This is a genomic window from Enterococcus sp. DIV0574 (genome assembly GCF_051711125.1).
Classification (GTDB): Bacteria; Bacillota; Bacilli; order Lactobacillales; family Enterococcaceae; genus Enterococcus_D; species Enterococcus_D gallinarum.
In genome coordinates this window covers 1,957,952-1,970,479 of the sequence record NZ_JBIOMA010000001.1, presented here as the reverse complement: position 1 = coordinate 1,970,479, position 12,528 = coordinate 1,957,952, and the positions used below count along the sequence as shown (strand labels likewise).

Annotated in this window: 14 protein-coding genes; 13 read left to right on the top strand and 1 reads right to left on the bottom strand. The window is 40.5% G+C overall.

What is annotated here, in order from left to right:
• Positions 1-196 precede the first annotated feature (196 nt).
• From IGJ45_RS09550 to IGJ45_RS09490, 13 genes are all read left to right on the top strand, one after another.
• Complete coding sequence (locus IGJ45_RS09550) at positions 197-1,036, top strand: transporter substrate-binding domain-containing protein (protein WP_005471269.1); 840 nt, start codon at positions 197-199, stop codon at positions 1,034-1,036.
• A gap of 17 nt (positions 1,037-1,053) precedes the next feature.
• Positions 1,054-1,743, top strand: a complete 690-nt coding sequence (locus IGJ45_RS09545) for an amino acid ABC transporter permease (RefSeq protein ID WP_005471270.1) — start codon at positions 1,054-1,056, stop codon at positions 1,741-1,743.
• A gap of 11 nt (positions 1,744-1,754) precedes the next feature.
• Positions 1,755-2,486 carry an amino acid ABC transporter ATP-binding protein gene (locus IGJ45_RS09540; RefSeq protein ID WP_003126356.1) on the top strand — a complete coding sequence of 244 codons (732 nt, stop codon included), beginning with the start codon at positions 1,755-1,757 and terminating at the stop codon, positions 2,484-2,486.
• 422 nt (positions 2,487-2,908) lie between these two features.
• Positions 2,909-3,433: a YqeG family HAD IIIA-type phosphatase gene (locus tag IGJ45_RS09535; protein WP_349703740.1), complete on the top strand. Its 525-nt coding sequence runs from the start codon at positions 2,909-2,911 to the stop codon at positions 3,431-3,433.
• A 2-nt stretch (positions 3,434-3,435) separates the two neighbouring features.
• Positions 3,436-4,548 (top strand): ribosome biogenesis GTPase YqeH, encoded by a 1,113-nt coding sequence (gene yqeH / locus IGJ45_RS09530; RefSeq protein WP_003126358.1) that lies wholly within the window; start codon positions 3,436-3,438, stop codon positions 4,546-4,548.
• A gap of 16 nt (positions 4,549-4,564) precedes the next feature.
• A complete protein-coding gene (gene yhbY, locus IGJ45_RS09525) occupies positions 4,565-4,876 on the top strand; it encodes a ribosome assembly RNA-binding protein YhbY (RefSeq protein WP_060813376.1) in 312 nt (103 codons plus the stop codon).
• Between the two features lie 12 nt (positions 4,877-4,888).
• A complete protein-coding gene (locus IGJ45_RS09520; protein ID WP_003126360.1) occupies positions 4,889-5,527 on the top strand; it encodes a nicotinate-nucleotide adenylyltransferase in 639 nt (212 codons plus the stop codon).
• On the top strand, positions 5,520-6,104 hold the full coding sequence (yqeK, locus tag IGJ45_RS09515; RefSeq protein ID WP_003126361.1) for a bis(5'-nucleosyl)-tetraphosphatase (symmetrical) YqeK: 585 nt from the start codon (positions 5,520-5,522) through the stop codon (positions 6,102-6,104). Before IGJ45_RS09520 ends, yqeK begins: the two co-directional genes overlap by 8 nt.
• A gap of 27 nt (positions 6,105-6,131) precedes the next feature.
• The gene (gene rsfS, locus IGJ45_RS09510) at positions 6,132-6,473 is read left to right on the top strand and encodes a ribosome silencing factor (protein WP_071870132.1); all 342 of its coding nucleotides are present in this window, start codon (positions 6,132-6,134) and stop codon (positions 6,471-6,473) included.
• Positions 6,474-6,475: 2 nt separating this feature from the next.
• Entirely contained in the window at positions 6,476-7,207 is a 732-nt protein-coding gene (locus tag IGJ45_RS09505; RefSeq protein ID WP_021149847.1) for a class I SAM-dependent DNA methyltransferase, read from the top strand.
• A gap of 69 nt (positions 7,208-7,276) precedes the next feature.
• Positions 7,277-8,440 carry a nucleotidyltransferase gene (locus IGJ45_RS09500; RefSeq protein ID WP_156247440.1) on the top strand — a complete coding sequence of 388 codons (1,164 nt, stop codon included), beginning with the start codon at positions 7,277-7,279 and terminating at the stop codon, positions 8,438-8,440.
• Positions 8,441-8,520: 80 nt separating this feature from the next.
• A complete protein-coding gene (locus IGJ45_RS09495; protein ID WP_003126366.1) occupies positions 8,521-9,246 on the top strand; it encodes a YebC/PmpR family DNA-binding transcriptional regulator in 726 nt (241 codons plus the stop codon).
• 162 nt (positions 9,247-9,408) lie between these two features.
• A complete protein-coding gene (locus tag IGJ45_RS09490) occupies positions 9,409-10,068 on the top strand; it encodes a hypothetical protein (RefSeq protein WP_349703886.1) in 660 nt (219 codons plus the stop codon).
• Positions 10,069-10,221: 153 nt separating this feature from the next.
• On the opposite strand, the gene helD is transcribed toward IGJ45_RS09490, so the two are convergent.
• Positions 10,222-12,486, bottom strand: coding sequence for an RNA polymerase recycling motor HelD (gene helD / locus IGJ45_RS09485; RefSeq protein WP_195957176.1), 2,265 nt, complete (start codon positions 12,484-12,486; stop codon positions 10,222-10,224).
• Positions 12,487-12,528: the final 42 nt, after the last annotated feature.

Below are 12,528 nucleotides of genomic sequence, written 5' to 3'. Positions count from 1 at the left end.
AAGTTTGATATCAATGTCGATTTTTGATCCGTCATTGATTTCAAGCTTTTTTATTTGTCCTTGTGAAATTTCTCTAATATAATAAACATCAGCAGATAGTTGTTTGAAATTCAATAACATTGTGGTATTATGTATATATTCTGAATAAAGATGGGAATATATGCATAATTATTTATTTTATAAGGGGAGAAAACAAATGAAGAAATTGATGAGTGGATTTATAACAGTTGCTGCTTTATTAACTTTAGCTGCATGTGGGAATGGTGGATCATCAAGCACTGATTCGTCAAAAAAAGGAGATCAAAATCAGCTAGAAGCTATCAAGTCTGCTGGTGTATTAAATGTAGCGACATCAGCTGATTTTGCACCTTTTGAGTTCCATGCTTTGATTGATGGCAAAGACCAAATCGTCGGCGCGGACATTGATCTGGTAAATGAAATCGCCAAAGAATTAGGCGTCAAAGTCAATGTAATGGATTTGGAGTTCAATGCTGTTCTAACTGCATTGAGCCAAGGAAAAGCGGATATTGCGGTTTCTGGGATCTCAGCAACTGATGAAAGAAAACAAACATTTGATTTTACTGACAACTACTTTACACCTGAACAAAAAATCGTGATCAAAAAGGACAATACGGATGCATTGTCTGCAATCGATGACTTTTCAGGAAAGAAGGTAGGCGCCCAAAAAGGATCGATCCAAGAGGCTGTGGTTCAAAACCAATTAGCTGACTCACAATTGGTTTCGATTGCGAAAGTGCCTAACTTGATCAATGAATTGAAACAAGGATCGATCGATGGGCTAGTACTTGAAAGTGCCGTTGCAGACTCATATGTTGCTCAAAATGATGATTTGGCAGTGGCTGACATTGCTTTGGAAGCTTCACCAGATGATTCTTATGCTATCGCTCTACCAAAAGGCAGCACAGAATTAAAAGATGAATTGAACCGTATTTTGAAAGAATTGAATGATAAAGGGACAATTAATGAATACGTTCAAAAGAATACAGACTTAGCCAACGAAAATGCGGCTGAATAGATCGGAGTAGTAAATTTATGGATTTTTCCTTCTTGTCGACTTATTATCCTTACTTTATCTCAGGGGTATTGATTACGATTGTCATCTCCATTATTACAGTGATCCTAGGCACCATCCTCGGAATCACCTTTGCATTGATGAAGTTATCAAAAGTAAAACCATTACGCTGGATCGCTAATACGTATATCGAAGTGTTACGGGGAACACCGATGCTGGTTCAGATATTGATTGCATTTGGGTTGTTGCAGGGGCTGTTCTCACTGCCGACGATTTCGTTTGGTGTGTTGAATCTTGACTTTGGACGACTATTTCCAGGGATTATCGCCCTTTCATTGAACTCAGGGGCTTACGTTGCTGAAATCGTTCGTGGTGGTATCAATGCAGTCGATTTTGGTCAATCAGAAGCAGCTGGTTCGCTAGGATTGCGTCCTGCACAAGCGATGCGGTATGTTATTTTACCTCAAGCTTTGCGTAATATCTTGCCTCCTCTAGGTAACGAGTTCATTGTTTTGATCAAAGACTCTTCTTTGTTATCTACTATCGGTATCTACGAATTGATGAATAGCGCACAAATTGTTGTGACAAGTTCGTATCAGCCATTAACTCCTTTATATGTTGCCGCTGTAATTTACTTTATTTTAACGTTTACCACCTCCCGCTTGTTGAATCTATGGGAGAAAAAACTCGGCAAAGGTTACCGGCGATAGGAGGAAAAAAGATGGATACAATGATCAAAGTAAAGAATTTACACAAAACATTTGGAACAAATCAGGTGCTTAAAGGTATCAATACTGAAATCAAAAAAGGTGAGGTCGTTGTTGTAATTGGACCTTCCGGATCGGGAAAGAGTACTTTTTTACGCTGCTTGAATTTGTTAGAAGAACCAACAAGCGGCAATATTTACTTTAAAGGGACGGACATTACTGACAAAAAAAATGATATTTATCAAATGCGGGAAAAATTAGGCATGGTTTTTCAAAACTTTAACCTCTTCCCCAATCTGACAGTAATGGATAATATTACATTGTCGCCAATCAAAGTAAAAAAAATGTCTAAAGAAGACGCTCGGAAAATCGGAGAGAAACTGTTGACTGACGTAGGGTTGCCGGATAAAGCAAAAGCTTATCCCCAAAGCTTATCCGGAGGACAAATGCAACGGATCGCTATTGCTCGCGCATTGGCGATGCAGCCAGAAGTGATGTTGTTTGACGAACCGACATCGGCGTTAGACCCGGAAATGGTCGGTGAGGTATTGAGTGTCATGCAGCGTTTGGCTCAAGAAGGGATGACGATGGTGATCGTTACCCATGAAATGGGATTTGCCAAAGAGGTTGGCGACCGCGTTCTTTTCATGGACCAAGGGGTCATTATGGAAGAGGGGACTCCTGCTCAAATATTTGATGCACCGCAAAATCCGCGGACAATCGATTTTCTGGCAAAAGTCTTATGATCTTTTTTAGACCATGAAGTTGGTTAGTGTGATGTGCGTTCATATCGGTCAAGATGAAAAACAATGAATTGTCTGAACGATTCTTGAGGAAGGAAGCTGCAGAAGTAATCTGCATTGATTGCTCACTCCTCTGATCGTTCGGCTTTTTTATTTTTTAAAGAAAATAGCAGTGGATGATCCGTTGCTTTTTTCAACTAGATGAAAATCTGTTGCTGAGAGTTGTAGCTCAGTCTAGTATTTCACACGATTCTATTGTATAATTACAGGTTGAAAGTAGCATTATAAGTAGGATGCCTTTAAATAATCATCAGTGACCCTGTGGGGACTGATTGACGACTTGTCAGCTGACAAGCTGTTTTTATCTAGACGTGTCAACAAATTGACTATTTTTGTCACATGAATAAAAGAATCAAGGAGAATCTATGTTTTCAAAATTTAAACCGACTTGGATGGTCGATGCCATCTATCAGATCACTCCCCATCAACTTAAGAAGCAAGGCGTCAAAGCTGTTCTAACTGACCTTGATAATACCCTGATTGCTTGGAATGATCCTGACGGTAGTGAAGAGCTAAAAAATTGGTTGTTAGAAATGAAGAATGCGGGAATCCCGGTGATTGTCGTTTCAAACAATAATAGTGAACGGGTCGCACGGGCAGTGGCGCCCTTTGGTTTGCAATACGTCCATCGAGCATTGAAACCTTTTTCTCGTGGCATCAAGCAAGGATACCGCCAACTCGGCTTGCAAAAAGAAGATGTTGTGATGATCGGTGACCAAATCATGACCGACATTCAAGGTGCTAATCGAGCAGGGGTCCGTAGTATCTTAGTGAAGCCGATCATTAATACGGATTCATGGAAAACACAATTCAACCGTTTGCTGGAGCGAAGAATTATGAAGTATTTATTGAAACACAATCCAGAAATGAAATGGCGAGGTGGAATTTGATAATGAATGAAGAAATGATTCATTGTATTGGCTGTGGCGCGCTGATCCAGACAGAAAATCCAACAGAGCTTGGTTATACACCGCTCTCTGCATTAGAGAAAGGGTTAGAAACCGGAGAAGTCTATTGCCAACGCTGTTTCCGCTTGCGACATTACAATGAAATCCAAGATGTCTCGCTGACAGACGATGATTTTCTGCGTTTACTGAACGAACTCGGTCAAAAAGATGCATTAATCGTAAATGTAGTGGATATCTTTGATTTTAACGGTTCGTTGATTCCAGGACTTCATCGTTTTGTGGGAGACAATCCTGTGTTGCTAGTGGGCAATAAAGTGGATATCTTGCCAAAGTCATTGAAGAAATCAAAAATGACCCAATGGATGAGAGAGCGTGCCCATGAAGCAGGGCTGCGTCCAATCGATGTTTTATTGACAAGTGCAAAAAAAGCCGCCGAAATGACTGAATTGTTACAGGCGATCGATCATTATCGAGAAGGTCGAGATGTCTATGTGGTAGGTGTTACGAATGTTGGTAAGTCGACATTGATCAATCAAATCATCAAACAGACGGCTGGAGTCCAAGAATTGATTACTACTTCTCGTTTTCCAGGGACAACCCTTGATAAAATCGAAATTCCTCTCGACGACGGTCACTTTTTGATCGACACTCCAGGGATCATCCACCGACATCAGATGGCTCATTACCTTGGAAAGAAAGATTTAAAAATCGTGGCGCCGAATAAGGAAATCAAACCGAAAAGCTACCAATTGAATGCTGGCCAAACACTCTTTTTCGGAGGAGTGGCACGTTTTGACTTTATTCAAGGAGAGCGCAGCTCATTCATTGCTTATGTAGCAAATGATGTGGTGCTGCATCGCACGAAGTTAGAAAAAGCTGATGCCTTTTATCAAAAACATGTTGGTGGTCTTTTACAACCGCCTCGTCCTGATGAGTTAGCTGATTTTCCGGAGTTAGTTCGCTTTGAATTTTCGATCAAAGAAAAAACAGATATTGTTTTTGCAGGTTTAGGATGGATCACAGTCACAAAACCAGGAGTTGTTGCTGGTTGGGCACCCAAAGGCGTTGATGTGATCAAACGGAAAGCATTAATTTAAAGGAAGAAGGCAGAACATGGAATTACGAGGAAAACAAAAGCGGTTTTTACGCAGTGAAGCGCATCATTTAACACCGATTTTTCAGATTGGCAAAGGCGGGTTGAATGAGGCAATGATCAATCAAATCGAAGAAGCGCTAGAAAAAAGAGAATTGATCAAGGTATCTTTATTGCAAAATACCGACGAAGTGGCGGAGGACGCTGCTGCAGCAATCAGTGAAGCGATTCAATGCGAGGTTGTTCAAATCATTGGACGCGTGATTGTGTTATTCAAACCATCTACAAAAGAAAAATATCAAAAAATCTCTGTAAACGTACGTTCATTATAGGAGTGATTTGACATGCAAGGAAATTCGTTTGGCAAAGTTCAGACCTTATATACAACAGAAGCGGCTTATCAAGCGCCTAAAAAACAAGTGGGCATACTGGGGGGGAATTTCAACCCCGTTCACTATACCCACTTGGTCATGGGTGAAGAAGTTGGGCAAGCTTTGGGCTTGGATAAAGTCTATTTTATGCCTGAGTATCTTCCGCCGCATGTCGATGAAAAAAAGACGATCCCGGCTGCTCACCGACTGGCAATGTTACAGTTAGCGATTGCGGATAATCCCCGATTTGCGATTGAAGACATTGAATTGAAACGCAAAGGGAAAAGCTATACTTTTGATACAATGAAGGAACTGACTGAAAAGAACCCTGATACAAGTTATTACTTTATTATTGGCGGCGACATGGTACAATACTTGCCGAAGTGGCATCGGATTGATGAATTGATGGAGTTGGTCACCTTCGTCGGAGTTCGTCGTCCTAGTTATCCCGTTGAAACACCCTATCCGATCATTTGGATCGATGTGCCTTTGATGGATATCAGCTCCACAATAATTCGTAAGAAAGTGCAACAAGGATGCTCGATTCGCTACTTATTGCCGGAAAATGTGTTAAACTATATTCAAGAAAAGGGGCTGTATCTGGATGAATAGCCAACAGTATACGCCTGCTGAACGCGAATTATTGATGCAGGAAGTACAAATGCATATGAGCCAAAAACGATTTCAGCATGTACTAGGTGTGGAAAAAACGGCTGTCGCATTGGCTGAAAAATTCGGTGCTTCACCAGAAAAAGCCAGTATCGCTGCGCTGACTCATGATTATGCCAAAGAGCGTCCAGATGAAGAATTCCAGCTTGTCATTCGGCGAGATGGTTTTGATCTGGAATTGCTCAATTGGAGCAATGCTATTTGGCATGGTATTGTGGGAGCCGATTTTGTTCAGCGAGAGTTAGGCATCGATGACGAAGAGATCCTACAAGCCATTCGTATCCATACGACTGGTGCTGCAGAAATGAGTTTGTTGGATAAGATCATTTATGTTGCCGATTATATCGAACCTGGTCGGTCATTTCCTGGTGTGAAAGAAGCCCGTGAATTAGCTATGATTGATCTTGACGCTGCAGTAGCTTACGAAACGAAACATACATTGCTTTATTTGATTGAAAAGGAAGCACCAATTTATCCCAAGACGATTGAAACATACAATCATTGGGTCGCAAACCATTAGGAGGGAATTACCATAGATAGCCAGAGAATTTTAGAAATTGCTGTTAAAGCAGCAGATTCAAAACATGCCGAAGATATTATGGCATTAGACGTTCGTGAAATTTCATTATTAGCCGATTACTTTGTGATTTGTTCAGGAAACAGTGAAAGACAAATCAATGCCATCATTGATGAAGTTCTTGACAAAGAAGAAGAAAACCAAGTGGAGGTTCGCCGTGTTGAAGGAAAAGATGGTGGTAAATGGGTCTTGATTGATCTTGGTGATGTCATCGTTCACGTTTTCAACGCTTCAGAACGTGCGTTTTATAATTTAGAAAAATTATGGTCAGATGCACCGCTTGTTGATCTGAACGAATGGGTCGTGGCTTAATAATGGCCTACGAAACATTTGCTTTTGTCTATGACGAAGTAATGGATTCCAGTCTCTATCAAAAGTGGCTGGATTTTTCTTGCCGTCATTTAGGTGAAAAAAAACAAATCATGGAATTAGCCTGCGGAACAGGTGCATTAGCAGTAGAATTCGCTAAAGCGGGTTTTGATGTAACCGGCTTAGACCTTTCAGAAGAAATGTTGATGATCGCCAGTCAGCGGGCGGAACAAGAGGATACGCCCATCCAATTGGTAGAAGGGGACATGCTGGATCTGACAGATGTGGGAACCTACGAAGCGATCACTTGTTACTCTGACTCAATCTGTTATATGGAAGATGAACAAAGTGTCCAACAAGTTTTCGATGGGGTTTATAACAGCTTGCGTGACGACGGGGTATTTATGTTCGATGTACACTCAACGTACCAGATCGATGAAGTATTCCCTGATTACAGCTACCACTATCAAACAGATGAGTTTGCCTTTCTCTGGGAAAGTTACCAAGGAGAAGTTCCTCACAGCATTGAACATTTTTTGACTTTTTTTGTGCAAAATGAGGATGGAACTTTCCAACGAATGGATGAACTACACCGAGAACGCACCTATTCGCTTGAAAGTTATCAGCGGATGTTAGAAAATGCTGGCTTCTCTGAAATCGAAATGTATGCAGACTTTATTGATAGTCCGCCAAATGAAAAGAGCCGTCGTTGGTTCTTTGTCTGCCGCAAGCTTTGATTGTTTGCGGTTTTTTTTAGATTAAAAAGAACTTAAATTTTTTTGCTGATGGGAGAAAGGAGTGGAGAAATGCAAGCATGCGGTATTGTTGTAGAGTATAATCCTTTTCATAATGGCCATGAATTTCATGTCCAGCAAGCTAGAAAAGCATCTGGAGCGGATGTTGTTGTGGCGGTGATGAGTGGCAACTTTTTGCAGCGAGGAGAACCGGCAATCGTTGACAAATGGCAGCGTGCTCGAGCTGCACTCGAAAACGGCGTGGATCTAATTGTAGAATTACCGCCGGCTTGGTCAGTTCAATCAGCTGATTTCTTTGCAAAAGGAGCAATTAGAATTCTGCAATCATTGGATTGCTCCTTTTTATGTTTTGGAACGGACGCTCCCGAACCGTTTGATTATGAAGCATTTGCGCATTTTGAGCAAAACAATCAAGAAGTCATCGACCAGTTTTTTCAAGAGAATGCTTCTGAGAACCAAACCTATACACAAAAAATGCATGCGGCTTTTGCAGCAGTCTATCCAGACTTTTTGGCAGAGGCTCATTTGCCTAATCACATATTGGGCATGCGCTATGCTCGTGAAACGTGTCAGTATCCATCACCAATGAAACTGTTGCCGATTTCAAGGAAACAAGCGGCCTATCACTCACAAGAATTGTCTGGTGGGATGATTGCCAGTGCGACGGCTATTCGCAAAGCTGTGAAGGCAGGTCAAGAGATTAAAGGGTACGTTCCTGAAAGTGTAAGAAATGATTTATTAGACCAAACGATTGATTGGGAGTTTTTTTGGCCATTGTTGCAGTACCAACTTATCGCAACCCCTCTTGAACAATTGCGAACCCGGTATCAAGTGACCGAAGGATTAGAATATCGGATCAAAGATTGTTTACACGCCACTTCTTTTGCGGAATTTATGGCACTTCTGAAAACAAAACGGTATACTAGAACTAGACTTCAGCGGTTGATGTGTTATCTATTGTTTCAAGCAACCAGTGAAGAAGTCCAACAAGCGCAAAAGAATACCGGGATTCGTATTTTGGGGTTTACAACAGCAGGTCAAACTTATTTAAAGCAAGTTAAAAAGAAGACAGACCTGCCGCTCATTTCTAAATTTGGCAAAAAGGAAAGCGAGCGTTTTGGGTATTCTTTACGGGTAGATCAAATCTATCAGTTGGCATCACCACAGATTGTAGAACAAAATTTTGGTCGTTCCCCTATTTTTCTAAAGAATTGAACTGAAATTACTTCACAGAACAGGAAATCACAAGTATAATGATTAAGGAATTTTGATTATAAAGAAAGCGAAGTGAAATTATGGGTCGTAAATGGGCAAATATCGTAGCAAAGAAAACTGCTAAGGATGCAAACAATAGCCGAGTTTATGCAAAATTTGGAATCGAAATCTACGCGGCAGCAAAATCAGGTGATCCTGATCCTCATGCGAACCAAAAATTGCGCTTTGTTATTGAACGTGCAAAAACATACAATGTACCAAAACACATCATTGACCGAGCAATTGAGAAAGCAAAAGGTTCAGGGGATGAACAATACTCCGAATTGCGTTATGAAGGGTTCGGACCAAATGGTTCAATGGTTATCGTCGATACATTGACGAATAATGTTAACCGTACAGCAGCAGACGTACGAGCAGCTTTTGGTAAAAATGGCGGAAACATGGGTGTTTCTGGCGCGGTTGCTTACATGTTTGATAATACGGCATTATTTGGTTTTTCTGGTACGGATGCAGATGACATCTTAGAATACTTGATGGAAAAAGACATCGACGTGCGCGATGTTCTTGAAGAAGATGGTCAAATCATCGTCCATGGAGAACCTAGTGATTTTCATGTGATTCAAGAAGCTTTAAAAGAAAAAGGAATTACTGAGTTTTCAATTGCTGAGATGCAAATGATTCCTCAAAATGAAGTCACTTTGACTGGAGAAGATCTTGAAAAATTTGAAAAAATGATCGATGCACTAGAAGACTTAGAAGATGTCCAAAACGTTTATCATAATGTAGCAGACAGCGAAGAAGAATAAAAGTAAGACATCCTTGAAAGTTTATCTGTGCTTTCGGGGGTGTTTTTTTACTTTCATTTTTATCGTTTTCAAAAAACAAAGGGGTATTTCTTTTGGTTTAATCGCTTTTTTTATGTTATTATTTAAGTAATTAGCAGTATGAGCAAGAAGGGAGCGGCAGAGTTGGAAGAAAAAATCGTTTTAGAGCCTTTTGATCGGATTTTAAGCGGATACGATAAATTAGCAGAAGTATCTGTCTCAGTTTCTGATTGTTCTGCACTGTGCCGCAAATACAAAAAATACGGTGTAGAGGGATACCGTTTGGGCGGCTTTCGTGGAGCCACCTATTTGAATCGTTACTTGAATGTGACGGTAGATCGTGCGCCTTTACTGATTTATAAACGGATTTTTTTGATTCCGCTGGTTTTTCGAGTATCGGAAGCGTCCCAACGCTTATTTTTGGACAATTATCGGATGGAAGGCTTTTTCTTGTTGTTAGAGTGGCTGCTGCATCATCGTCCAGAAAAAGCAATCATTGATTTTCAGAAAAGTAGTCAAATTGATCCTGAAAGGGAATATGTGATCGACAGTTCTTATATTGCTTTTCGTTTAACAGAAATTCTAGATGGTTCCGGTTTTCCCCTCAGTCACTTTACAGATGTCGAACAATTTATGGAATGGAACCGGATCTATCGATTGATCGACAATGGCAGTATTGGAAAACATAGTAAAATCTTTGATCCTGACAATGAAGAAAATGTTTCAGAACTTCAGATGATTTTGACGATTGTCGCGATGAAATATCCAGAAACGAGACTCTTTATCGGTGAATTGAAGGGGTGATTGAACCCTGTAAAAAAATGACAAAACAAATACCGATCAAACAAGGCTTTTGTCGAGAAGAATATTGTTTGATTGATGATTTATCGCTAAGCAAAAACGAGAGCAAGGGATTGTCCGCTTGCTCTCGTTTTTTTGATGTATCAATCGCTTTCCTTAAAGCAATTGTAATGCGTAGGTTGCGGGATCAGCTTTCTCTAGCAATTGATTGGTGTTATTTTGCAAAACAATCAATTGGTGCATGGCACGGGTCGCCATGGTATAGAAGATCAATTGATCTTGCTCCGTCACAAAAGAAGTCCCATACGTCCATAAGAATACTTGATCAAATTCCAACCCTTTAGCTAAAAAGGCTGGAAAAATCATGATTTTACGTTTCATAAAATCTTCCTCTGAAGTAATTAATTGAACTTGATCCTGCATCTCTTCAGAGAGCTGGGCATAAAGCGCTCGGCAGTCGGCAGCTGTCTTACAGATGATAGCTGTGCGCCAGTGTGACTGTGATTTGGTTAATGCTTGCTGCAAGTAGTCCAGACCAACTGTTTCGTTCTCGGTTTGAATGACTTGAGGGAGAGCCCCTTCGCGTGCTGTCAATTCAACTTGATCGGAACCAGTTAAGAATTGGTTGGCAAAATCCGTGATTTCTTTCGTTGAACGATAGCTGGTTTTTAATTGATACCGAGTCACGCTGTCAGCAGGAAACAACTCTTCCAACGAACCAACGATCGTTTCATTACCGTAGACCTTTTGATTTAAATCACCACATAAAGTAATTCCGGCTTTAGGATATAATTGACGTAAGAGAGCCACTTGAGCAGGCGGGAAATCCTGCATCTCATCAATGAAAATAAACCGTGCTTTTTCATCCACATAGATTGGGTAAAGTTGTTTGATCAGCAAAAAGAATAGCACGGCATCTTCTTGGGTCAATTGGCGTTGCCGCAGACCTTCTCGCAGAAGTCGGAGATGTTGTTGCCAATCTTCGTCACGGATCGCTTGATCGTCTAACAACGTCTTAGAAACTGCCTGTAAGAAATGTAAATACTGCTTGGTTTGGTTGATAAACTGGTATTGTTTGACACCACGAGTTAGTGAGCGAAATTTTTTCTTAACGATTTGCTGCCGGATTTGCTTACGCAATCGGCGTTCATTTTCTTCGGTGTACTCCTGATAAGGATCTTTGGCAAAATGTTGCTGCAACTGCTCTTCGGTTGCTTCTTTGACCCAATCTTTTTTGGCCTCATCTTTTTCAAGACCACCGATTTTTTTCAGTAATTTTGTTTGTAATAATTGACTCCGTTGATACAAAGGAAGCTCTTGATTTGTTTCTTGATACCAACGACGGATTTGTTCTTTCGTAATGTATGTCTGTCCTTGAATTTTTAAATCACGAAATAACGGACCGATCGCAGAAATCTTCTGTACGTATCGTTGAATCAATTTGACAAGTTTCAGACTGCTTTTGATCTTTTCAATCCGATCGTCTGCTCCTGATAAGAAAGTTTCTTCTAGCTGTGTTTCTTTTGTGATTTGGAAATTGGGCAGAGCTCTTTGGATGAAATGGTGGAACGTACGTGTTGGCACTTCACTTTCCCCAAGAGAAGGCAAGACCATTGAAATATAATCGGAAAATAAATGATTGGGAGAGAAAAGCAAGACTTGTTCTTCATCCAGCCATTTGCGGTTGCGATAAAGCAAGAACGCCACCCGTTGCAACAGTGCCGATGTTTTACCACTGCCGGCAATTCCTTCAATCAGCATGAACTTGCTAGTAGTATCACGAATGATCTGATTTTGTGCTTTTTGGATCGTTGAGACAATATTTTTCATTTGAGAAGAAGAGGCTTCGTCTAAAATCTCCAGCAAAAACTCATCATTGATGATTTCTGACGTGTCCACCATAGACAAAATCTGGCCTTCTTGAATTTTGAATTGACGCTTCAGCAACAACTCAACTGTAAAGCGATCGGTTTCTGTTTCATAAAACGTTTCGCCTAATTCTCCTTCGTAATATAAATTTGCGATAGGTGCCCGCCAATCGATGACAATTGTTTCTTCTTGCTGATCCCTTAAAGAGGCGATCCCTAGATAAAGTGTTTCTTTTTCTTGTTCTTCCTGAAAATCAATTCGGGCAAAATAAGGATTGCTAGCCATTGTTTCCAATGTTTTGACCCTTTTCTCTTGAGATTCCGCTGTTCGATATTTTAACAGCAATTCTTGCTCGTGTTGCTGATATTCAACAACAGATTCGTAAAAAGCTTCGCTGTCACCACCACGAATCTTCTTTTCGGAAATCTCTTTTAACTGATCCTCCATTTTTGTAGCCAAGTCCGCTTTTTGCTGCGCTAAGACCATTTGTTCTCTTCGAATCAATGCGATCGTATCATCGACATGTAGTTGTTCTTTTTGACGTTCGTTCACAAGGAATCCTCCTTAAAAAAATTGCGACATAAAATTATAGCA